This window comes from Bacteroidota bacterium (genome assembly GCA_016195025.1).
Classification (GTDB): domain Bacteria; phylum Bacteroidota; class Bacteroidia; order Palsa-948; family Palsa-948; genus Palsa-948.
This window is the reverse complement of sequence record JACQAL010000041.1, coordinates 1-25,116: the sequence shown is the minus strand read 5'-3', so window position 1 is coordinate 25,116 and position 25,116 is coordinate 1. Positions and strand designations below refer to the sequence as shown.

Genomic DNA, 25,116 nt, shown 5'->3' with positions numbered 1-25,116 from the left:
TTTCGCGGGAATGGGGGGGGGGTTATGAATTACATAATTGAATTCAAAAGTAAAAACACAGATACTATTATTATTGATTCTGTGAAAACTATTGCGGATGCTTCTGAAATAAGATTTGCCTCAATGAAAATGAAAAACGGAAATTATCAAATCACATTCGGGTATGCGCTCTCACCGCCCGCCAAATGCAAAACATGTCCTGATGCAATTCCAAAACCAAAAAACATGACGAAGGGAATAAATATTTACGGAAGAAAGGGAGAGAAAAAAAATTCGTTCCGGATAAAAAAATTCAAACAGCTCCCCGATTTAAAAACTCCTTAGAAGCAATATTTATTTTCTGAAATTAATTTTGCTGCCACAGTTCTTCTCGATTCTTTTGCATTGAGCGGTTCTATTTTCGTGAATCGTTTTAAACCCATTAGCATCATTCGCTGTTCATCGCCTGAAGAAAAAGAATTGATAGCTTCTTTTCCGTTTTTATTTATTCGGTCGGCAGCATCATTGATATAAATACGCATGATTTCAATCTGCTCTTTGCAGGCAGCTTCTCCGCGCATGGAAACTAATTTTTCTACGCGCAGCTGTACTGATTCCGCCACGTATAAATCAATCAGCATATCGGCAATGTTCATCAGCACCTCCTGTTCTTTGGCGAGTTCCATCATCAGTTTCTGTGCTGCGCTTCCGGCTACCATCAAAACTGCTTTCTTGAAATTTTTTAAATATTTTTTCTCTGCGGAAAATAATCCGCTTTCCTCCGAAGAAAAATCCGGAATGCTCATTAACTCTCCTGCAATTTTCATAGCGGGTCCCATCAAATCCAATTCGCCTTTCATTGCTCTTCGCAACAGCATATCCACAATCAACATTCTATTAATTTCATTTGTCCCTTCGAAAATCCGATTGATGCGCGAATCTCTATACGCTCTTTCCATAGGAGCATCTGCAGAATATCCCATGCCTCCATAAATCTGCACGCCTTCGTCAACAACATAATCCAATTCTTCGCTGCCTGCGACTTTCAGAATTGCCGCTTCTGGCGCGAACTGCTCCACGCCTTTCAAAACTGCTTTTCCTTTTTCCATTCCTCCTGCGACAAGCGCGTTGATTGCATCTTCGATATTTTGCGTGCAGCGATAAAGCGCAGATTCCACAGCGTAAATCCGGATTGCCTGCTCCGCTAATTTATATCGGATGGCTCCGTATTTTGCAATCGGTCTGCCGAATTGATTTCTTTCATTCGCGTACTGAACAGATTTTTCAGAAACCTTTTTAGAACCTCCGACAGCAGCGGCAGCGAGTTTCACTCTGCCAACATTCAAAATATTTACTGCAATCTTAAAACCGTTTTGTCTTTCCGATAAAAGATTTTCCACCGGAACTTTGCAGTCGTTGAAAAAAACCTGGCGCGTGGAACTTCCCTTGATTCCCATTTTATGTTCCTCTGGATTCAATGTGATTCCTCCGAAACTTTTTTCCACTATGAAAGCAGAAAGATTTTCATCGTTATCAATTTTTGCAAACACGGTGAACACATCCGCAAATCCTCCGTTGGTAATCCACATCTTCTGTCCGTTCAGCACATAATGTTTTCCATCGGCAGAAAGAACTGCTTTTGTTTTTCCTGAATTGGCATCAGAGCCGCTTCCCGGTTCGGTGAGACAATAACACGCTTTCCATTCTCCGCTGGCAAGTTTGGGAATATATTTTTTCTTCTGCGCTTCGTTTCCGTAGTATAAAATGGGAAGCGTACCGATCCCTGTATGCGCGGAAATAGAAACCGCAAAAGAATTTCCGGCACCGAGTTTTTCCGTGGCGAGCATTCCGGTTACGAAATCTTTTTCGAAGCCACCGTATTCTTCGGGAACATTCAGCCCGAGTAAACCAAGTTCGGCTGCTTTGTTCATCAGTTTCACATTCAGGCCTTCTTCCTGTGAATCAATTTTATCGAGGATAGGCCAAACTTCCTGCGCAAGAAAATCCGTGCAGGTTTGCGCAATCATCAATTGCTCTTCGTTCCATTGTTCGGGAATAAAAATATCCTGTGCGTCAGTTTCTCGGATGAGAAATTCTCCGCCTTTCAATGCTGATGTTTTAGTTGTAGTTGTCATTTTTATTTTTTGTTTTCTCTGCGTTCTCAGCGTCTCAGCGAGAAAAAATTTCACGCAGAGGCGCAGAGTGCGCGGAGTTAATTCAATAATTCAAATATTCCTGCTGCGCCTTGTCCTGTTCCCACGCACATCGTTACCATTCCATATTTCTTTTTTCTCCTGCGAAGTTCATTAAAAATCTGTACGGAAAGTTTTGTGCCTGTGCAGCCGAGCGGATGTCCGAGTGCAATTGCGCCACCGTTCACATTTACAATTTCAGGATTTATTTTTAATTCACGAATCACAGCAAGCGATTGCGAAGCGAACGCTTCGTTGAGTTCAATCAAATCAATTTGCTCCTGTTTCATTCCGGCAAGTTTCAGCGCTTTCGGAATTGCAGCAATCGGTCCGATTCCCATAACGCGCGGAGGAACTCCGGCGGCAGCGAACGAAATCAAACGAGCAATCGGTTTTAGATTATTTTCTTTCAGAAATTTTTCACTCACTACCATTACGAATGCAGCACCATCACTTGTCTGTGAAGAATTTCCCGCAGTCACCACACCGTTCGCAGCGAAAACAGGTTTTAATTTTGCGAGCGCGTCTATGTTTGTATCTGCGCGCGGACCTTCATCTGTACTTACAACAAAATCTCTCGTCTTCTTTTTTTCATTCTCATCCAAATAATTTTCAGAAACTTTTACCGGAACAATTTCATCCTTGAATTTTCCATCCTTGATAGCGGAAATCGCTTTCAGGTGAGAGTTCAAAGAAAATTTATCCTGGTCTTCGCGCGAAACTTTATATTCTTTTGCCACCGCTTCCGCAGTCAAACCCATTCCCCAGTAATAATCGGGATGAACTTTCGCCACTTCGTAATTCGGCACAATGCGCCAGCCGCCCATCGGAATCAAACTCATACTCTCAGCGCCACCGGCAATAATACATTCAGCAAGACCGGAATTTATTTTTGCAGAAGCAATCGCGATAGATTCCAATCCGCTCGCGCAATAACGATTCACCGTCATGCCCGGAACTTTATCCGTGTTCAGCGCGAGAAGAGAAATTAATCTTCCCATGTTCAAACCCTGTTCTGCTTCAGGCATGGCGTTGCCGACAATCACATCATCCACTTGTTCAGAAGAAATATTCGGAACACTTTTCATTAAATGACGAATTACTTCTGCCGCCAAATCATCTGTGCGCGTGAAACGGAATCCGCCTTTGTTGGCTTTTCCGACTGCGCTGCGAAATCCTCCTACGATGTATGCGTTCATATTTTTAATTTCTTAAAACTTTTCCTCCGGTTAAAATACTTTGAATGCGCTCTAAAGTTTTCTTTTCTCCTGCTAAACTTAAAAACGCTTCCCTCTCTAAATCTAATAAATATTGTTCACTCACTAATGTTGGAGCGGATAAATCTCCACCGCAAAGCACATGCGCTAACTTCTGAGAAATTTTTACATCGTGTTCTGAAATATAATTTCCGCTCAGCATGGAGTTGGCTCCAAGATACGCTAAACCAAGCGCTTGTTTTCCCAGCACGCGGATATCTTTTCGTAGGGTAGGTTTTGAATATCCTTCTTTCGCAATTTCCAAACATTCTGCTTTTGCTTCTGCCAGCAATCGCGCGCGCGAAACAACAACTAAATCTTTTCCTTTTCTCAGGTAACCTAAATCAAATGCTTCGTGAGCAGATGTCGCAACCTTTGCTTGTCCTATTGTGAGAAATCTGTCACGGAAATTATTTAATTCCACATCTCCATCTTGCAACTCATCACTAAGGCGAAGTGCAAATTCTTTTGTTCCTCCGCCTCCGGGAATTAATCCCACTCCGAATTCCACTAGCCCCATATATGTTTCCGCATGCGCGACAACTTTATCGGAATGCATTGACATTTCACACGCACCGCCCAGCGCAAGGCTATGCGGAGCAACCACAACAGGAATTGCCGAGTAGCGGATGTGCATCATCGTATTCTGAAATGCCTTGATGGCGAAGTTGAGTTCGTCCCATTCCTGCTCCACGGCAAACATGAAGATCATTCCCACATTTGCGCCTGCGGAAAAATTTGCTCCTTCGTTTGAAATCACCAGTCCGGAAAAATCTTTTTCTGCAATTTCAATTGCTTTGTTGATTCCTTCGATCACTTCTCCGCCTATGGAATTCATTTTTGTGTTCCATTCAAGATTTATTATTCCATCGCCAATATCTGTAACAGTTGCGCCTGAGTTTTTCCAAACCGTTTTTGTCGATCGGATAATTTCCAGGGAAATATATTCTTCCGTGCCAGGAATTGCTTTGAAAGATTTAGAAAGGATGTCATAATATTTTTTCACTCCGCCTTCTACCTTATAAAAGGAAGTGTTTCCTGCTTTGATAAAATCAGAAACCCATTGCGCACACTTCACTCCTACTTTCTCCATAGCGTCCACCGATTCTTTCACGCCAAGTGCATCCCAATATTCAAACGGACCAAATTCCCATCCGAAACCGGCTTTCATTGCATCATCAATTCTATAGAGTTCATCTGAAATTTCCGGAATACGATTGGAAACATATTGGAACAATCCAAAGAAAGACGCGCGGTAAAAATCTCCTGCTTTATCTTTTCCTGCTATGAGAATTTTTAATCTGTCTTTTAAATTTTCAATCGGCTTGGTTTGCTCCAGCGTTGCAAATTTTATTTTTTGCGAAGGTTTGTATTCGAGAGTTTTCAAATCGAGTGCAAGTATTTCTGATTTTCCCTCTGGAGATTTTACTTTCTTGTAAAATCCTTGTCCTGTTTTATCTCCATACCATTTGCTCTCGTTCATTTTCGCAACATAAGCCGGAAGTTTGAAATACTCTTTCGCTTCATCGTTCGAAAGATTTTGCGCGAGCCCGTTTGCAACGTGAACGAGCGTATCCAATCCAACTACATCACAAGTTCTGAATGTTGCAGACTTCGGTCTTCCCAAAACGGGGCCGGTAAGTTTATCCACTTCCTCCACCGTCAATCCCATTTTTTCAACGAGGTGAAACAAACTCATGATTCCGAAAACGCCAACGCGGTTGGCGATGAAAGCAGGCGTGTCTTTGCAGAGAACAGTTGTCTTGCCGAGATATAAATCTCCGTAGTGCATCAAAAAATCAATTACTGATTTATCCGTTTTCGGAGTAGGAATTATTTCGAGAAGTTTTAAATAGCGCGGTGGATTGAAGAAATGCGTTCCGCAGAAATGTTTCTGAAAATCTTCACTTCTGCCTTCTAGCATCAAGTGAATCGGAATGCCGGAAGTGTTGGAGGAAATAAGCGTTCCAGGTTCCCTGAATTTTTCAACCTGATCGAAAATTATTTTTTTTATATCCAATCTTTCTACAACCACTTCTATCACCCAATCGCACGAAGAAATTTTTTGCATGTCGTCTTCAAAATTACCTGTAGCAATTCGGTTCGCAAAAGATTTTTTATAAATCGGAGAAGGATTTGATTTGAGCGCAAACGCCAGCGCATCGTTCACAATTTTGTTGCGTGACTTTTTATCTGCTGTAGCGTCTTTCGGAACAATATCCAAAAGCAAAACCTCAACACCAACATTCGCAAAGTGACAAGCAATTCTGCTTCCCATTACTCCTGAGCCGAGCACAGCTACTTTATTTATTTTTCTGTTCATGGAAAAAATATTACACAATTAAAGAAAGCAAAGATAAACAAATGGCAATCTCTAAATGCGCTGAATGTTTCTAATTCGGTATATTCGTATTCATTTTTATGTATCGAAAATGATTGATAGAATTCACGCTCCCGCCATCAACGAAATTAAAAAAGCCGAACTCATTCGCGCATCCGAGTTTCATTTGAAAAATAATATTCCCGTTTATCATATCAAAGCTGGCACGCAGAATTTGGTGAAGATTGAAATTCTTTTTCCCGCAGGAATGTGGCAACAGCCCGCTCCGCTTGTTGGCTCGGCTGCAAGTTCAATGCTACAGGAAGGAACTTCAAAACATTCCGCCAAAGCAATTGCGGAGACGGTGGATTATTACGGAGCATTTTTGGAAACTGAAATTACGCACGACTTTGCGCAGGTTGGAATTTATTCTCTCAACAAACATTTGGAAAAAGTTTTGCCGGTAGTGGAAGAAATTATTTCCGATTCCATTTTTCCCGAAGAAGAATGGAAAGTATATGTGCAGAATAAAAAACAAAAGTTCATTGTCAATAATCAGAAAGTAAGCATGGTTGCGCGCAAGAAGTTTGCAGAACTTCTTTTTGGAAACAATTTTCCGTACGGACACAATGTAACCGAAGAAGATTTTAACAAATTAAAAAGAGAAGATGCATACAACTTCTACAAAAAATTCTATACGGCAAATGATATACTTATTGTTGCTGCTGGAAATGTTACAGATAAAACTTTTCAGTTGATAGAAAAATATTTTGGCAATTTCATACTGAAAACCGGAAATGAGAAACCGGAAACTGCAAAAGTGAAAACACAAAAAGGCGAAACAGTCATTACAAAAGAAGGCGCAATTCAATCCGCAATTAGAATGGGCAAAATACTTTTCACAAAACCTCACGAGGATTATTTGGGAATGCTTGTGCTGAATACGGTGTTCGGTGGATATTTTGGTTCGCGACTGATGTCAAACATCCGCGAAGACAAAGGATATACCTACGGCATTGGTTCTGCGGTGGTGTCGTTCACTCACGAAGGATATTTTACCATTTCAACCGAGGTGGGCGCGGAAGTAACAAAGGATGCGCTCAAGGAAATTTATTTTGAACTGAACAGAATTCAAAACGAACTTATTCCCGAAGATGAACTTTCATTAGTGCGCAATTACATGCTCGGAACTTTTCTGCGGAGCATTGACGGACCCTTTGCACTTGCCGACCGCTTCAAAGGAATTTATTTTCACAACCTCGGCTACGATTATTACGACCGCTATGTGGAAACCATAAAATCAATTACACCGCAGCAACTTCAGCATTTAGCAAATAAATATTTGAAGAAGGAAGAGATGATTGAGTTGGTGGTTGGAAAAAAATAATCAGCGAACCAAACTTATATTTCCTTTTTTGCTTCCGCTTTCCTTGTTAGTAAGCGTATACGTAAGATAATAAGTAAATACGGCTGAGTCCTCAATTTTTCCGTTGTAAACTCCGTTCCATCCTTCCGCAGGGTCAGTTCCTTCGTAAACTTTTTCTCCCCAGCGGTCATAGATGATAAGTTTCATTTCCTTGATGCAGTTGCCGTAAACATAAAGCACATCGTTTGCCAAATCTCCATTCGGGGAAAAAGCATTCGGCAAATAAATCGGCTTGCATAAACTATAGTTCACATAAACCGTCACGCAGGCAGAATCATCGCATCCGTTTGCATCAGTAACAAACAAACAATAATTAGTTGTTACGCTCGGATTCGCTACGGGATTCTGACAGTTCGAACAACTTAATCCCGTTGCAGGGTCCCAACTATAAGTTCCTCCTCCAGAACCATTCAACATAGTGCTGTTTCCTATATTAATAGTAACACTTGCTCCTGCATTCGCAGTTGGTCCGGCATTTACATTTACAGTGGCAGTTGCAGTGTCAGAACAATTTCCAACGAAAACAAATACAGTGTAAGAAGAACTTGCTGCCGGATTTACAACAATCGAAGAAGTTGTCTGCCCGTTGCTCCAGGAATAATTTCCTCCTCCCGATGCAGTGAGCGTTACATTATCGCCCGAACAAATTGTAGCATTTCCATTTGTAGATGCTGCCGGAGGAGAAGAAACAGTTACGGTTGTTGTTGCTGTATCCAAACATCCGCTTCCGTTTGAAACAATCACAGAATAATTTGTTGTGGTGTTTGGATTTACATTAATGGAAGAAGTTGTCGAACCATTACTCCACGAATAATTTGTTCCGCCCGATACACTGAGTGTAGCGCTTTGCCCAGCGCAAATAGTTGCTGCGCCTGAAATGCTTGCAGTTACAGAGGAAACAGAAATACTTGCCGAAGTTGCGTTTGAACAACCGCTCGCATCAGTAACCGTCACCGAATAATTTGAAGTTGAACTCGGAGAAACCACAATCGAAGAACCTGTCTGTCCATTGCTCCAGGAATAATTTGTTCCACCGCTTGCAGTAAGCGTTACTGATTGTCCTGCGCAAATTGAGGTTGCACCTGCAATTGCAGCAGTTGGTAACGGATTTACAGTTATGGTAATTGTTGTATCATCCGAGCACGAGCCGCTGAAAACAGTCACCGTATAAGATGTGTTCGCTGTGGGAGAAACTGAAATTGAAGCGGTAGTTTGTCCCGTACTCCAGGAAAATCCTGAACCGCCCGATGCAGTAAGTGTTGCATTACTTCCGCTGCAAATTGAATTTGGTCCGCTCACGATTGCAACAATGCTCGATGTAACAGTAACGGTCGCCACCGCGCTTGCCGAGCAAAATCCATTCGTAACATTCACCGTATAAGAAGTTGTTGAAGTCGGATAAACCACAATCGAAGAAGTGGTCGCGCCCGTACTCCATACATAATTTCCCCCGCCTGTTGCGCTAAGCACCGCACTGTCGCCCGGGCAAATTGCAGAAGGTGTAACATTGGCAACAATATTCGGAAGTGTAATCACAGTGAATGAAGCCGTATCCGAACATCCGTTTGCATCCGTAACCGTCAACGAATAATTTGTGGTAACTGTTGGCGCAATCAGAATGGTATCATTCGTATCGCCTGTGCTCCAGTTGTAACTGATTCCTCCGGTTGCAACCAGCGAATCAAGTTGACCCACGCAAAGAGTATCAGGTCCTGAAATATTTATAGTAGGTTTCGGATTCACCGTTACAGTTGCAGAAGCCGTATCCGCACATGAACTGCTCGAAGTAATTACAGAATAAGTTGAAGACGCGCTCGGAGTTACAACAATCGAAGTAGTAGTTGCACCTGTACTCCACGTGAACGAGGAACCGCCCATTGCAGATAAAGTGGTACTTCCTCCGGGACAAACAGACATTTGCCCGCTGATAGTTGCAGTAATACTGCTCGTAACCGTAACAGTTGCCACAGCGCTTGCCGTGCACACTCCGTTCACAACCATAACCGTGTAAGAAGTAGTTGTTGTCGGAGAAACATATACAGAAGAAGTGGTCGCACCATTGCTCCATGAATAAGTTCCACCGCCCGATGCAGTGAGCAGCGCGCTGTCGCCCTGGCAGATTGCCAATGGAGTTACGGTTGGATTTATATTCGGAGTGGTAGTGACTAAAACACTCGCAGTATCGGTGCATCCGTTCGCGCTCGCAACAGTTACTGTATAATTTGTAGTTGTAGTCGGAGTGACAACAATGGAAGAAGTTGTCGAACCGTTGCTCCAGGAATAAGTTCCTCCGCCCGATGCAGTAAGCGTTGCGCTTCCTCCCAAACAAATTGTAGAAGGAGAAGATGCCGATGCCAATGGCGAAGGAAGAACAGTTACAGTGAATGAAGTGTCTTCATAGCACGAACTGATGGATGCAATCACTGAATACGTTGTAGTTGAACTCGGAGAAATTACAATGGTGGAAGTTGTAGCGCCCGTGTTCCATGAATAAGTTGTTCCTCCGGTTGCTGTAAGAGTTACAACACTTCCATCGCAAATGGTATCTTGCCCGCTGATAGCGGCAGCCACAGTTGAAATGACATTCACATTCACCAGCGCAGTATCGCTGCAAATTCCATCCGAAACATTTACAGTATAACTTGTATTCATAGTTGGCGAAACGATGATGGAAGAAGTGGTTGCACCCGTGCTCCACGAATATGAATTTCCTCCCGAAGCAGTGAGCGTTGCGGTTCCTCCTTTGCAAATGAACTGCGAAGGCGCAATGGCAGTCACAGAATCAAGTTTAATATTTATGGAATCAACATTCGAACATCCGTTTGCATCGGTTACATTCACCGTGTAACTTGTGTTTGCACTGGGTGAAATTGTGATGGAAGAAGTAGTCGCTCCCGTATTCCACGAATAATTATTTCCTCCCGATGCAGTGAGCGTTGCTGAAGTGCCTGAACAAATAGTTGTGTTTCCTGAAATAGTTATTGTCGGAAGCGGATTTACTGTTACAGTTGTTGCAGCATTATCCGAACAACTTCCGCTTGAAACAGTCACAGAATAATTTGTTGTGGAAGTTGGATTAACCATAATCGAAGAATTAGTAGAGCCATTGCTCCAGGAATAATTTCCTCCACCCGATGCCGTAAGCGTAATAGTATCTCCGATACAAATTGCAGCGTTGGAAGTGACAGTTGCGGTAACCGATGGAGCAACCGTAATTGTTGCCGATGTGGTATCGGCACAACTTCCGCTCGAAGCAATCACCGAATAATTTGTAGTAGTGGTCGGGCTTACAACAATAGAAGAAGTTGTAGCAGTTGTGCTCCACGAATAATTTGTTCCTCCCGATGCGGTGAGCGTTACATTCGTTCCGCTGCAAATAGTTGTTGCGCCTGAAATATTTGCTGTGATGCCGCTGTTGGTAACCGTTGCGACAACTGATGAAGTGCATCCGTTTGCATCGGTAACGGTGGCTGTATAATTTCCCGGAGAAAGCCCGGTAGCAGTTTGTGATGATTGCCCGTTGTTCCACACATATGTATAAGAAGGAATTCCTCCGCTTCCATTCACGGTTGCGCTTCCATTATTGCCATTGTTGCAGGCATTCGTTGTTGCTGAAACAGAAACCGTGAGCGCTGCGGGCTGAGAAATATTTACCGTTGCAGTTTTCGTGCATCCGTTTGCATCGGTAATTGTTACCGTATAATTTCCCGAAGATAATCCTGTGGCAGAAGAAGAACTTCCTCCGCTTGGATTCCATGCGTAAGTGTAATTCGGAGTTCCTCCGCCCGCAGTAACTGATGCGCTTCCGTTGTTTCCTCCATTGCAGATCACGGATGCGGAAGAAATTGTCGCGGTCAAAGCATTCGGCTGCGTGACGGCAGTGGTTGCGGTTGTTGTGCATCCGTTTCCATCAGTGATTGTCACTGTAAAATTTCCTGCCAATAATCCCGTAGCAGTAGATGAACTACCCCCGCTCGGATTCCACGAATATGTATAATTAGGAGTTCCACCGCTTACATTAATTGTTGCGCTTCCGTTATTGCCTCCGTTGCAACTTACTTGCGTGGGAGTAACTGTAGTTGAAAGTGCTGCGGGCTGCGTAATGGTTACCGTCACAATCACAACACATCCTAAGCCATCTGTAACTGTGACCTGATAATTTCCTGCCGATAATCCTGTAACGGTTGAAGTAGTTTGCCCGCTGTTCCACAAATAAGTGAATGGCGAAGTTCCAGAAGTTACATTTACAGTTGCCGAGCCGTTGCTTCCTCCGTTGCACGAAACATTTACAACCGGAGAAATATTAGCAGTGGGCGAGCCGGTGTTTGAAATATTCGCAAGCGCAGTTTTTGTGCAGCCGCTTGCATCGGTAACGGTGAGTGTGTAAGTTCCGGCAGTGAGCCCTGTTGCGTTTGTAGTTGTTTGCCCGTTACTCCATGAATAGGTATAAGTGGGATTTCCTCCCGAAACAGTTGCCGATGCGCTTCCGTTATTATTTCCGCAGGTGGCGGTGCTGGTTGTAACCGAAACACTGAGTGCAGCCGGCTGGGTAATGCTGACGGTGGAAGTTTTTGTGCAGCCGTTTGCATCTGTTACCGTCACCGTATAATTTCCTGCCGATAATCCTGTGGCGCAGGAAGAATTTCCTCCGCTCGGGTTCCAAGCGTAAGTATAATTCGGAGTTCCGCCTCCGGCAGAAACGCAGGCGCTTCCGGTTCCGGTATTGCAATTCGGGTTTGTGGTAGAAGAAATGGAAGCGGTAAGAATTGCGGGCTGCGTTACGCTGATGGTAGAAGTTTTTGTACATCCTTTCGAATCTGTTACCGTCACCGTATAATTTCCTGCCGACAAACCCGTGGCGCAGGAAGAATTTCCCCCGCTCGGGCTCCATGCATAAGTATAGGCGGGAGTTCCTCCGCCAGCAGTTACGCAGGCACTTCCGGTTCCTCCGTTGCAATTCGGATTAGTGGAAGTTGAAGATGCAGTGAGTGCAGCAGGTACAGTAATATTTACGGTTGCAGTTTTTGTACATCCCTTCGAATCGGTAACTGTCACTGTATAATTTCCTGCTGAAAGTCCTGTGGCAGTGGATGAACTTCCTCCGCTTGGATTCCACGAATAAGTATAAGAAGGGTTTCCTCCGCCTGCAGTGATGGTTGCACTTCCTGTTCCTCCGTTGCAGTTTGGATTTGTGGAAGTGGCAGTAGAAGTAAGCGCAGCGGGTTGCGTGATGCTTACGCTTGCTGTTTTCGTGCAGCCCTTTGAATCAGTAACTGTGACGGTGTAATTTCCTGCGCATAATCCTGTGGCGGAAGAAGAATTTCCTCCGCTCGGGCTCCATGCATAAGTGTATGCGGGGCTTCCTCCGCCTGCCGTAGCCGATGCAGTTCCTGTGCAGGCACCGTTGCAATTCACTGAAGTGGATGAACCAATGCTTGCAGTAAGAGTAGTTGGCTGTGCAATGCTGACGGTTGCAGTTTTCGTACAGCCTTTTGAATCTGTAACTGTGACAGTATAATTTCCCGCGCAGAGTCCGGTGGCTGAAGAAGAATTTCCTCCGCTCGGATTCCAGGAATATGTATAAGCAGGAGTTCCGCCTCCTGCGGAAACAGATGCACTTCCTGTACAAGAGCCATTGCAATTAATAGAAGTGGATGAACCGATGCTTGCCGTTAGCAATGGAGGCGCAGTGATGCTGACCGTTGCGGTTTTCGTACACCCTTTCGAATCGGTGACAGTGACTGTGTAATTTCCAGCGGAGAGATTTGTAGCGCAGGAAGAATTTCCTCCGCTGGGATTCCATGCATACGTGTAATTCGGAGTTCCGCCTCCTGCTGTTACACAGGCACTTCCTGTTCCACCGTTGCAGTTGGGATTTGTTCCGGTAACCGAGGCGGTGAGAACTGCGGGTTGCGTGATGGTAATGGTTTGTGTTTTTGAACATCCGTTGGCATCGGTAACAGTTACGGAAAAAGTTCCGGCACAAAGCCCTGTTACCGCAGAAGTAGTTTGCCCGCTGCTCCATGAATACGTATACGGTGCCGTTGCCCCGGAACCACTCGCAGTTGCAGTACCGGTGCATTGTCCGTTGCAGTTAATATTATTCTGAGTAGAAGTAACAGTCGGAGTAACGCAAGGGCATTGACAAGTAACAGAAACACTCACCGAATTGCAAGTAGAACCTGCGTATCCATCCACCATAAAATAAACACATTGACCTTGCGGAATCACTACACCGCTAAAACACCACCCATCAGCAGCGCCACCGGGATTGCTATCGTAATATTGATATTGTGGATTACTACACTCCAGCGTAGTAGAATTAAAAGTGGAACCAACCCAGCAGGCGCCCTGAATGTTGCATTGATTACCAGTGCCGGGTTCATCGGCACAAACGGTTACTGTCTGCGATGAGCAAACATTATTGCAATACTTAAACCATTGTGAATTTTCTACCGAGAAAGGAACGTCCTGCACTCCATCACAATCCAAATCCGAGCCGGTGTAGCAGCATGGATTGCAACCGGCATTTCCACTCGTAGGATTTCCTCCAACATATCCGGTTGCAGTAAGATTAAAAGAGATAACTTGTCCGCAATTAATACTGGTTGGATTGGGAGGCATGCAGGCAAGTGTTGAAAGTGAATCTTTCACCAACTTGTTAATTTGCCACCATTCTTCAGCGCCTGCATCCATTTTGTATTCGCACTTTTTAGTTGGCGGTTGAATGTGAATCGGCTGAAGATTTTTGTCGAGGAAAGGATATGAATTTATCTGGGAGAAAAGAAATCCGGGAAGAAAAAAAACAAGCAGTAAAATTTTTTTCAATAAGTTCATCAAAAAATTAATTTCAAAATAAGAAGGGCAAATGTATGTCTTTATTTTATTTGAATGCAACTATTTTCGATTACTGCCGGCAAAAGTCCGATGAATTTAGATGCTTGAATTGGTATCCGTTTTCAAAAAAGCATGTTAGAAATTTTGGAAGAGTGTAAAATAAATTTCTCTTTGCCTTCATGCTGTCGTGAAAAACTACGATAGAACCCTCTCTTGTTTTAGTTAAAACATTCTTCAAACATTTTTCTTCGGAAGTAGTTGCATCAAAATCACCGCTCAGCACATCCCACATCACTACTGAGTATTGAGAATTGAGGATTGAGAATTGAGAGTTTTTTATTCTTCCATACGGTGGTCTGAATAATTTTTTTTCTTGCGCCTTGGTACTTGGAATTTGGGACTTGATAATTCTATTACATCTTTCGATGTTCTCTAAATAATTTTCTTTTTTTGTTTTCCAGCCGTTAAGATGATTGTAAGTATGATTACCAATGGAATGTCCTTCTGAAATTATTTGCCGGAAAACTTCCGGATGCTTTTCAACATTTTCTCCCACGCAAAAAAAAGTTGCTTTAGCATTAAATTGTTTCAGTGTGGAAAGAACCCATGGAGTAATTTCAGGAACGGGACCATCATCAAACGTGAGAAAAATTTTTTTCTCTTTGGTGGGAATGCGCCAAACAGCTGACGGATATAATTTTCTCATCAGCCAATTCGGACGAACAGAATACATTCAGAAAAATTATCTGCGCCTGTGCGGCATTTGTTTTTGCTCGGGACTTTGCGTAATGAGCGATTCATATTTTTTGAAACGCTCTTCCAGTTCTTTCGCATGGGCATCGGCAGTAAAGCGGTGCGCATCTGAAATTAATTGCTGCATCATGTCAAGCCGGTCATCGAGGTAGGGCTGCAATGCAGTGGGTTCTTTCTTGCGGACAGACAATGCATATTCAGTATCTTCTTCCATGATGTCAAAAAATCTTTTTGAAAGTTTTATTGCATCTTCTTTTCCATCTGCCATGTAAAATGCCTGAATCAAATAATAAGTATAAGTAATCGGGTCCCAATAATAAGGTACATTCTTTTCGGGAAGAACTTCTAATTCTTTTCTCAAAACTTTGAGCGCTGCATCTTTTTTTCCTTCCTGAACGAGTGACAAGGCGAGCGTGCGCATTTGCATCCGCATAGTGAGCGCCATGCGAATATTGTTTTCATCCATCCACACTTCATTTTTATCAAGGCCACCCCATTTTGATTTGTCCACAATATTTTCGTACATCAAATCGGTGGCAACGCGCGGCTGTCCGCCCGAAGGCAATTCATAGGGAACAATCCGATAAGCGAGCCCTTCAATCTGAAAATATTTTTCAAGTCCGACAAAGGCATCAGGTCCAACCGTAACTGCAAAATAAACCGGACGAGTCCAATTGTTTGCCGCAAGAATGTCGAGCACGAGCAAATCATTTTTCATTATATATCCTTTCTTGCCCATGTCCCATTCAATGGCGGGAAGAATTTTTGGATGGCGGGCAATAGTGGAACCGGAAATTTCTTTTGTGAGCGAAGAATCATTTTTCGGATTTTGCGTAGCGGGATTATCAATTTTTTTCTGAAGCGTTTTCAAAAAGTTTGAAGAGTCAACGGGCAAACGGAATTTTGTAGTCGGCAAATAATTAATTGGTTTTTCTCCCCACGAAATTTTTGCGCGCGCATCTTCGCTTCCCACCAGCGTTACCATTTCTTTCAAATTCACAAACTGGTCTTTGAGTTCGGGGCGCGAACGAATGGGAACAAAATCGCGGTTACCCTGCGCGTATTTGCTTTGGTCAAGCAAAAGCGGAATCACATCCGAATCGTATTGTTTTCTTCGCAACTGCGCAATGTACCAATCGGTGTTTGCCAGCGAAAGATTTATTACACGCACATCGGTGCGGATGCCTTCCACTTCCTGCACGTACCAGAGCGGAAATGTATCGTTATCGCCATTGGTGAAAAGAATTGCGTTGGGCGCACAGGAGTTTAAATAGTCGGCAGCAAAATCTCTGCATGTATATCTTCTCGCGCGGCTATGGTCATTCCATTCTTCCTTTCCCATGATAACAGGAACAAGAAGAAAACAAAGTGAAGTTGTAAGTATTGCGCGCAATTTTTCATTCTGCATTTTCTTTCCGAGAAATTCCCAGATGGCGGCAACTCCCATTCCAATCCAGATGGCGAAAGCATACGTAGAGCCCGCATAGGCGTAATCACGTTCGCGCGGCTGATACGGATATTGATTCAGATAAATTACAATGGCAATTCCTGTAAGTAAAAATAATAACATCACAACAAACCAGTTCTCTTTATCTTTTTTATAGTGATAAAGCAACCCGATTAATCCGAGAAGAAGCGGAAGAAAATAAAGTTTGTTATTGGCTTTGCTTTGCGAAACGCTTTCAGGCAATTTATCCTGCGGACCCAAACGAAGTTCATCCAGAAAAGAAATTCCGCTAATCCAGTTGCCTTCTATGCGGCTGGAATATTCAATGCCGTGGCCCTGCACATCGTTTTGCCTTCCCGCGTAATTCCACATGAAGTATCGCAAATACATGTGCACTACCTGGTAACTCCAAAAATATTTTAGGTTTTCCCAAAAGGTTGGCTTCATCAGCGTTTCCGGCTCACCCGTACTTGGATTTCTGATTGCGATGGGAATTCCTTTTATATCCGCCCATGTTTTGTATGCGCGCTCATGGTTGCTTTGCTGGCTCCACATACGCGGAAAAAAAGTGCAGAAGCGTTTATCATAATTCGGTTTGGAATCTTTGCGGTCATCCACCACCACATATTTTCCCGCCTTCTCATCGCGGTCATAAACCGGGTCGCCATCCACATAATGCGGAGTGGGGTCATCGCGGTCAATGCTATAAAGCGGTTCGGCATTCGGGTCAACATCTTTTCCATAGTAGAGCGGAGCATTGAAATATTGTCCGTAAAGAATGGGCCAGTCGCCATACTGCTCGCGCTTCAGATACGAGAGAAGTGAAATTGCATTCTCCGGATTATTTTCATCAATAGGAGGATTTGCTTTGGAACGAATGATGAGAACGAAGAAAGAAGAATAGCCAATGAGCAGTGCGGTGAAGCAAAGAATCATGGTGTTCCAAAAAACTTTTTTCTTCTTCTGCGTATAGCGCAATCCCCAATAAATTGCTCCGATGAGAGCAATGAAATAAATTATGGTTCCCGAGTTGAAAGGAAGTCCGAATGAATTCACAAACAATAATTCAAACTTGGCAGAAAGTTCAACCACCCAGGGAATTATTATGCTTTGAACTATTCCTAAAACTCCGACAGAAATAATTCCGGCAATGATGAAACTTTTTCTTGTGACTTTATATTTTTTGAAATAGTAAACAAAAACCAGCGGAGGAATTACAAGAATTCCGAGAAGATGAACTCCGATGGCAAGCCCGAGCAAAAAGAAAACTAAAATTATCCAGCGGTCAGAACGCGGTTCGTCTGCAACTGTTTCCCATTTAAGCACTGCCCAAAAAATTACTGCTGTGAAAAATGAAGAAGAGGCGTATACTTCACCTTCCACGGCTGAAAACCAAAATGAATCGGAAAAGCAATACGCCATTGCACCAACTAATCCGCTTCCGAGAATAGCAAATATTTTTCCATCGGTTATTTCTTCAGCAGTATTGGCAATAATTCTTTTTGTAAAAGCCGTAATTGTCCAGAATAAAAATAAAATTGTTCCAGCGCTCATTAAGCCGGACATCGTATTCACCATGTAGGGAACTTTACTTACATCTCCAAAAGAGAGAAGAGAAAAAATTCTTCCGAGCAAAATAAAAAGTGGAGCGCCCGGAGGATGACCGACTTCTAATTTATAGGAACACGCGATGTATTCACCGCAATCCCAAAAACTCGCGGTGGGTTCAATAGTGGAGAGATAAACAATAGATGCAGCAATGAAAATTAGCCAGCCGAGAATGTTATTGAACTTCTGATATTTTTGTTCCACAGGGAAATTTTAGAATTGAACGGGCGAATGTATAAAATATTTTTCCCTGAGAATTGCTTTAACAAACTTTAACTTTGAGTATTATTTTTATTTTTGCGTCCCTTTGGCCCGTGGTGTAACTGGCAACACGTCTGATTTTGGTTCAGAAGAGTCCTGGTTCGACCCCAGGCGGGCCAACATAAGTAGTAAAACAAATCCAACCAAATCCCACATTTAGCTATGAGAAGTAAAGAATCTCATAGCTATTTTGTTAGTACGTTGCTGGTATCTTCCTAGGGTAGTTTACCTTTTTTACTTATATTTTTGTTCCTAATGTGTTCCTTGTAATTCATAAGGAACACAAAATACTTTACCCTATGAAAAAAGAAATACAACTTTCAATTATTCACAACAGAAAAAAAACACTTAACGATAGAAAGGAAGCTCCTGTTGAAATCGTTGCTTACTTCCATAGAAAGAGAAAATATTTTTCTACTGGAGTTCTTGTTCAACCGAATCACTGGGATGGAAAGCATAATTCCGTTAAAGATATTCATCCGGAGAGTGTAACCCTGAATCAAAAAATAAAAAACGAGTGGAAAAAACTTGACGGAATTGCAACTCTTTTTTTTAAACGGAACGAAACAATTTCACTTACTCGATTGAATGAGTTGTACCGTAACGATGAAGATGTAATGCTTTCATTTTCCGGTTTTGTAAAAACTGAAATGGAAAATGATTTTTCAATTTCTGAAAAAACAAAAGTAAGTCACAGAAACACGATGGTAAAGTTTAAAAGTTATAACAATGACAAAGAGATTATGTTTTCAGATCTTTCTTATTCATTTATGGATGGATTCATGAATTATTTGAGAAAAGATATTAAAGCTCCTGCGACCATAGACAAATGCAAGCGAAACATCAGACGAAATATTAATGTTGCCATACGAAAAGGGATTTATCTAAAACCCAATCCATGCAACGGGATCAAAATAAAGATACCGGCTAGAAAGATGGAGGTTTTAACTATTGAAGATATTCGCAGTGTCGAAGCTTTGGATTTAAGTATGGTTGAGAGTAAAATATCTATTGTGCGAGATATGTTTTTATTTGCTTGTTATACCGGACTTCGTATTTCTGATGCAACTCGTCTATCGCCAAAAGATGTAAGAAAGGACGGTGAAAATTTCATTTTGGATTTTATTACTTACAAACCCAAGAAACACGCCTTACTTCCACTCAGTAAGTTATTTCCAGAAAAAGAGACAAAGTATTCAAGACCAGAAATAATTTTAATAAAATATTATGATGTGAATAAAGAGTTAGTTTTTCCAAAATTATCAGAAAGTTATATTAATGAAAACTTGAAGGGTATAGCGTTGTCGTGCGGATTAAAAATGAACTTAACTTTTGAGTATGCCCGTCATACATTCGGGACGATACTTGCAGGGAAAATTGCACCATTTAAATTAATGGCACTTATGCAGCATTCAGATATTAAAACAACAATGCGATACGTTCACCTTAACAAAGAAATGGTGGAACATGGGCTACTAAAAATAGACTGGGAATAAAATATAGCCCACCAAATATTAGCTGAGCGTTTTGTAAGTAAAATGCTGGATATACAAATCTTCACCCTATCCAGATATGTCTATCATATGTTTCTAATTTATTAAGATATTTCTTTATTTTATCTCTTTGCTCTCCGTACATGGCAAAATCGCATGCAAAAAAAGTGTGATAAATAAATAGCAAACAAATTAGGCTTTTTGAATTTTCCAATGGAATCCGTTCATGACATTTGTTGCTGAAGAAAAATACTAATCCCAAAAACGCTTAACCATGAAAAAAAAATTCACCGCAGTTAAAGTAAAAATTAATCAGAAGTATTACTTAATTCCTCAAACAACATTACTGGAATTGGTGGAAGATATTTCTTTCATCAAGGAAGTAGTCAAACAAATTGCCGAACGGGGCGAAAGAGATAATCCAATTTCTGAATCTGGACAAAGCGAATAAACAACAATAACAATTAAAAATTATTTACCATGAAAAAACTATTACAGATAGAAAAATTAAAAGAACCTTGGGCATCCCGAGGAAAAGAGCTATTAGAATATTTCTATGAGCGTCCGGTAGATTTTGATAGTGCTGGAATTCTTACTGCCGATAGTTACATCTCCTTTCTCCAAAAATGTCCGAGTAGAAATGGGCAATTATCTGACGGGACAATAAATTTACTCAGCTCATTCATTGGAGAGTGCTTCGTTCGCTCTTCAGGCAATCATCATAAATGGGAAAGAAATGCCGGACGTGAATGCATTTTTACAGACAAACTACATTATTTTTGTCCTGCTGATGAAGTAAAAAAAACATTTAACAATACAAGTAAAATGTCGTTGTACCAAATTTTCAAAAACCCCATTGGAGAATATACGTCATTGAAACGAAAAGTTCGCGAAAATGACTTTGAGTAAGAAAACAAGTTTTTAATGTTCCTTTATTTCGATCCATTCAATTCTAAAAGAAAAGCCATTCAATGTTTTGCGAAAACAAGAGTACGGTAAGCACAGCGTTTCATGAAAGCGGGCATGCTGTTTCTTCTCTTTTGTTAAATGTCCCATTTGATTCTGTTAATATAGAGAAAAAATATTTTTCTAATGGCGAAGTTCGGATTTCTGAACAGTTTGCAAATTCAATTTGGTTTATTAAAACTCCGGAGAGATGTCTTACAACTCCATTCCAAAAAAATAGATTGGAAAATTTTCTCACCGTTTTGTATGCCGGCTTTTGTGCGGAAAAAAAGTTTACCGGTACAGAGAATAGCAGAGGATCTCAATATGACTTCGATTTGGCAACTCAATTAATCAGTATCCTTTCTGAAAGCCCCAAACAACAGCGGTTATACAGAAAACTTTTTTTGACGAAAGCAGAAGAGTTGTTTACCCGACCGGATGGCAGCACCAACAAAAACATTTGCGCTGCTGCTGCTAAAGTTGCTTTAAAATTATTATCGCGGAAAGAACTTTCTAGTGATGAGGTAAAAGCCACGTGCGGCAATTATCTTTCTGATGAAAATCACTTTCCATTTTGCAAAAGAAAAGCGGCATGAATGAACAAGAGGAAATAGTAAAACTGCATGAGGATGGATTTTCTTTACGGGAGATCAGCCAAAAAACAGGCATTCCAAAATCTTCAGTCGCAAGAAAAATATCTCTTGCAAAAGAAATGGAAGACAGCCGGGAAACTATTGAAGAAGAAAATTATTCAGATGATAAAAAATCACTTGCTAATCCTGCAAATAATGTTGCTAAAAACTCCCCGGGACAATGGCTCATAGTTGCAGTAAATATTTTAATTCTGATTTTTTTATTTTATTTCATATTTGGCTATCCTGCAAAGAAAGCGGGACAATTTATGTAAGGATTGGACAAAACTTAAAAATCAGAGTAAATGGTACGTCTGGGACGCTGGGACGAGCAAATTTTGATACTTGTTCATTGTATTGAAACTAAAAAATAACTAGCCGCAATTAAAACAATTGGACAAAGGACAAAAACGAATGTCCAATAGATCCGAATAAACGATACAAAAAAAGCATTTGGACAATCGTCCTTGAAAAAGACGACAATAGAAGGTTAATGATAATTAATAATTCAACCATAGTTCCAGTTTCTCTGCCAGCAGGTGAATTGAAAAAAAAGGCAGAGGAAATACTTGATCTTATTGATGCTGATGAAAACACCCGAAAGGATTATAAATCCCGTATCGGAATGTTTTTAGAATATTTGGGTGGTAAAGAAATAACTCCTGATACGTTCTTGCATTTTAAACGTCATTTGGAAAAAAGGATAGACATTAAACTATCCACAAAGAATAAATATCTTGCTGTTGCAAGAATATTTTTGCGTGAGTTATTTAAGAGAGGATTAATACCAACAGACATAACAGCCAATATTAAAGGATTCAAGCAGGGGAAAAGGCATAAAAAATTTGGGATTTCCCCTGATGAAGCTATGGTGATTCATAAACACCTGTTATCTCTTCCTATTAACAAAGAAAATTCCCGTCTTAAAGTTCTATTTTGCTTGCTTGCAATTCAAGGTCTTCGGGAAATAGAAATTTCTCGTCTTGAAATTGGTGATATTGATTTAATACATTCCATTGCATATATACTTGGGAAGGGACAAGAAGATAAAGATAAAATTCACCTTCATCCATTCACAGTCCATGCAACAAAAGAGTATTTACAATTGCACAAATTAAAAGACGGTGTGCTGATATTAAGCTACAGCTTCAGCAATTTCAACAAAGGAATCAGTACACGCGGTATTCGCTTCGTTGTCGGAAACATGTTGAAAGAACTTGCCATACGCAAATCTACACACGGCTTCCGTCATTTCTTCACTACTGAATTAATAAAAGCATATAATGGAAATTTACTTACAGTTGCAAATTTTACCCGCCATAAATCTCTTGAGATGCTTCAGACATATAATGATGATATAGAAATGGAGAAGCAGCTCCCTAACTATTATCAAACATTTTCTTCTTTTAAAATTACGTAGGTTTTGGGGGCTTAATGTCAAGATGAAAGTGTTTAATCTGTGAAAATGTTTACGGGATTATGAAACGAGTTGAATTTTTAATGCTACTTAAAGAAATATTAGGGGGAATATGTATAAATCTTCTGTTTTCATTTTTCTCTTAACTTCGCTCTCGGACGGGCAAAATATCATCTGATTATGGTGGATGTATTTGCCCTTTTTATCAAGTGTATTTTCTGAAATATATTAATTGTTTGTATCATGTCTGATATAGTTAGAGAATACCAGTTAAAAAATTTATCGAAGCAATATATAAGACAGGGAAAAAATCCTGTTTATTTTGATTTTAGAAAAAACACAAGGCAATCGTTAAATGGATATGCGTATAGAGATAAATCTATACACTATATACATGCTTATCCCGGAAGAGTTTCTCCTCATATTGCATTTTATCTTTTATCATTAAAAGATTTTGAATCCCACAAAGGAAATGTTCTTGACCCTTTTGCAGGAAGCGGAACAATATTATTAGAATCAATAATAAATCCTTTCGTTAGAAGGTCAGCTGTTGGTGTTGAAATAAATCCACTAGCAAGGTTAATATCAAAAGTAAAAACCACGCCACTGGATAATAGAAAATTAAACGAATCACTTTTATTGATTGATAGGATTTACCACAATACTAAACCTGGAAGTTTTATAACACATAATTTTATTAATAGCAGATTATGGTTTTCAAGAAGTGCAATTTATCAATTATCAAAACTAAAACATGTACTTAATAAAGTAGATATTTCTCAAGATTATAAGGATTTTTTCTTGTTATGTTTTTCAAAAGTAATTAGAAAGGTATCTAAGGCAGACCCTAATATTCCGCCTCCTGTATTTTTAAAGCTTTATAAATATAAACGCAATGTAAGTCAGTATAAAAAATTAAAAAAATATTTGCGTTATATTGAGAAGCCGGATGTATGGCAACTTTTTGAAAGAATAGTATCGGAAAATAGTAAGTTGACTATTCTTAATTTCATCGATGAAATTAAACACGATGACCTTAAAGCAAAAATTATTTGGGATGATGCGAGAGCAATAAGATATTCTACTAATGGGTCTGTCCATATCAAGAGTGACAGAGCTAAGAAAATGCCAAATGGAAGTATAGGTTTAGTGCTTACTTCACCGCCTTATCTCACCGCACAAAAATATATTCGGTCAACCAAATTGGAATTATTGTGGCTTGGTTATTCTAACAACGAGTTGTCAGTATTTGAAAAAGCTACCGTTGGTTCGGAAATGTTTGGAGAAAGCATTGCAATAGATCATTTTAAAATCAGGTCAATAGATGCATTGGTTAAGTATGCTCATGGTAAATCTGCAAGAAGAGGAGTGATGGTTAGCAAGTATTTTGAAAATATGAAACTAGTTCTGATTGAATTATTCAGAGTTTTGAAAAAAGGCGGCTATGCAATATTTATTATGGGAGACAATATTGTTCTTGGTAAACAAACAAAAACTTATCGCCTGCTTACTGATTTAGCTGAAAGTTTAGGATTTAATGAAGTGGTTACTTTAAAAGATAGGATTAGACAAAGAAGCATGATGAGTAATAGGCATGGGACAGGAGGTCTTATAAAGAACGAGTATATTATAATATTAAAAAAATAATTACTTGCTTGAAGTAATCACAAAGTGGAATCTGTCGCGCCCGGATGAATCAATAACAGATTTTATTGATGGAATCACTCATCGGGGATATAGTGGCGAATTTTCCTTTTTAACGGGAGAATTTAGCAATATATTGAAAGAGAAAAAGGTTAAATCCTTATCAGTTGGCAATATAGCCGATAGGATTTGTCCGACTAGAAGAGACTTATACTTTAAAAAGGGGTCAAATGCGGTTAAAGCTAAAGACACAACAAATTGGGGCAGGCGTACTGGAACATTTGCAGAAGGATTTTTTTATAAGCTCAACGATTACGCAGTGGATTTTAATAAAAAAAAGTATGAGGGGGTAAATACTGACGGCAAAAAATTTAGCGAGGAATATTTTAATGCTGAAAAATCCGCTATTGAAGAACTGCTCAAGCTTGAACTTACTTCTTATCGTTCTAAGGAGGGCGATACAAAATGGCTGTTAAAGATACTGAATAGTGCGGGTAGAGCCGAATTGGCAGCAAGGTTGATACATTCAATATTAAATCAATCTCGGTATATAGATGTTTCGGATGTCAAAATTGAGGAGGCTCTCAAACCAAATACCCTAGAGATTGGTATTAGCGAGCAAACCACACCTGATTTTATGATACCAGAATTTGCAATAGTGGGTGACATTAAAACTGGTGAAAAGTTTGAAATGAAATATCAATTGACGTGTGCAGGATACGCTTTAGCTTATGAAAATCAAACCAGGAAGAATATTAACTGGGGTGCATTCAAGGCCTTAGCGCAACAAGGCGATTTTTGGTTTAGAGTTTAAAGTTACATTTTTTGTTTTAGAGCAACAGTATTAATGTTCAGAATAACTCGTGGCGAGTTATTACCGAACATTAACACTACATCATCATT

16 protein-coding genes and 1 tRNA gene are annotated in these 25,116 nt (G+C 40.6%); 11 read left to right on the top strand and 6 right to left on the bottom strand.

What is annotated here, in order from left to right; all coding sequences use genetic code 11:
• Positions 1–24 precede the first annotated feature (24 nt).
• Positions 25–324 (top strand): hypothetical protein, encoded by a 300-nt coding sequence (locus HY063_08410; protein MBI3501803.1) that lies wholly within the window; start codon positions 25–27, stop codon positions 322–324.
• Here HY063_08410 and HY063_08405 read toward each other — a convergent pair.
• From HY063_08405 to HY063_08395, 3 genes are all read right to left on the bottom strand, one after another.
• Positions 321–2,114: an acyl-CoA dehydrogenase family protein gene (locus HY063_08405; GenBank protein MBI3501802.1), complete on the bottom strand. Its 1,794-nt coding sequence runs from the start codon at positions 2,112–2,114 to the stop codon at positions 321–323. The two genes, HY063_08410 and HY063_08405, sit on opposite strands and share 4 nt — an antisense overlap.
• 77 nt (positions 2,115–2,191) lie before the next feature.
• Positions 2,192–3,370, bottom strand: coding sequence for an acetyl-CoA C-acyltransferase (locus HY063_08400; protein ID MBI3501801.1), 1,179 nt, complete (start codon positions 3,368–3,370; stop codon positions 2,192–2,194).
• Positions 3,371–3,374: 4 nt separating this feature from the next.
• Entirely contained in the window at positions 3,375–5,750 is a 2,376-nt protein-coding gene (locus HY063_08395) for a 3-hydroxyacyl-CoA dehydrogenase/enoyl-CoA hydratase family protein (GenBank protein ID MBI3501800.1), read from the bottom strand.
• A 109-nt stretch (positions 5,751–5,859) separates the two neighbouring features.
• Here HY063_08395 and HY063_08390 point away from each other — a divergent pair, with 109 nt between their 5' ends.
• Positions 5,860–7,134 carry an insulinase family protein gene (locus tag HY063_08390; GenBank protein ID MBI3501799.1) on the top strand — a complete coding sequence of 425 codons (1,275 nt, stop codon included), beginning with the start codon at positions 5,860–5,862 and terminating at the stop codon, positions 7,132–7,134.
• On the opposite strand, the gene HY063_08385 is transcribed toward HY063_08390, so the two are convergent.
• From HY063_08385 to HY063_08375, 3 genes are all read right to left on the bottom strand, one after another.
• Positions 7,135–14,001, bottom strand: coding sequence for a gliding motility-associated C-terminal domain-containing protein (locus HY063_08385; protein MBI3501798.1), 6,867 nt, complete (start codon positions 13,999–14,001; stop codon positions 7,135–7,137).
• 79 nt (positions 14,002–14,080) lie between these two features.
• A complete protein-coding gene (locus tag HY063_08380; protein MBI3501797.1) occupies positions 14,081–14,743 on the bottom strand; it encodes a polysaccharide deacetylase family protein in 663 nt (220 codons plus the stop codon).
• A gap of 9 nt (positions 14,744–14,752) precedes the next feature.
• On the bottom strand, positions 14,753–18,022 hold the full coding sequence (locus HY063_08375; GenBank protein ID MBI3501796.1) for a DUF2723 domain-containing protein: 3,270 nt from the start codon (positions 18,020–18,022) through the stop codon (positions 14,753–14,755).
• A gap of 104 nt (positions 18,023–18,126) precedes the next feature.
• On the opposite strand from HY063_08375, the gene HY063_08370 reads away from it, so the two are divergent.
• The 9 genes from HY063_08370 to cas4 all read left to right on the top strand — a co-directional run bounded on the left by HY063_08370 (position 18,127) and on the right by cas4 (position 25,027).
• Positions 18,127–18,199 (top strand) — tRNA-Gln (locus tag HY063_08370).
• A gap of 179 nt (positions 18,200–18,378) precedes the next feature.
• Complete coding sequence (locus tag HY063_08365; GenBank protein MBI3501795.1) at positions 18,379–19,575, top strand: site-specific integrase; 1,197 nt, start codon at positions 18,379–18,381, stop codon at positions 19,573–19,575.
• 271 nt (positions 19,576–19,846) lie between these two features.
• Entirely contained in the window at positions 19,847–20,023 is a 177-nt protein-coding gene (locus HY063_08360; GenBank protein MBI3501794.1) for a hypothetical protein, read from the top strand.
• 29 nt (positions 20,024–20,052) lie between these two features.
• On the top strand, positions 20,053–20,481 hold the full coding sequence (locus tag HY063_08355; GenBank protein MBI3501793.1) for a hypothetical protein: 429 nt from the start codon (positions 20,053–20,055) through the stop codon (positions 20,479–20,481).
• A gap of 62 nt (positions 20,482–20,543) precedes the next feature.
• Positions 20,544–21,116, top strand: coding sequence for a hypothetical protein (locus HY063_08350; protein MBI3501792.1), 573 nt, complete (start codon positions 20,544–20,546; stop codon positions 21,114–21,116).
• Positions 21,113–21,427, top strand: coding sequence for a sigma-70 region 4 domain-containing protein (locus HY063_08345; GenBank protein MBI3501791.1), 315 nt, complete (start codon positions 21,113–21,115; stop codon positions 21,425–21,427). Before HY063_08350 ends, HY063_08345 begins: the two co-directional genes overlap by 4 nt.
• A gap of 218 nt (positions 21,428–21,645) precedes the next feature.
• Positions 21,646–22,572: a site-specific integrase gene (locus HY063_08340; GenBank protein ID MBI3501790.1), complete on the top strand. Its 927-nt coding sequence runs from the start codon at positions 21,646–21,648 to the stop codon at positions 22,570–22,572.
• Positions 22,573–22,812: 240 nt separating this feature from the next.
• On the top strand, positions 22,813–24,216 hold the full coding sequence (locus HY063_08335; GenBank protein MBI3501789.1) for a hypothetical protein: 1,404 nt from the start codon (positions 22,813–22,815) through the stop codon (positions 24,214–24,216).
• Between the two features lie 4 nt (positions 24,217–24,220).
• A complete protein-coding gene (gene cas4, locus HY063_08330) occupies positions 24,221–25,027 on the top strand; it encodes a CRISPR-associated protein Cas4 (protein MBI3501788.1) in 807 nt (268 codons plus the stop codon).
• Positions 25,028–25,116 lie beyond the last annotated feature (89 nt).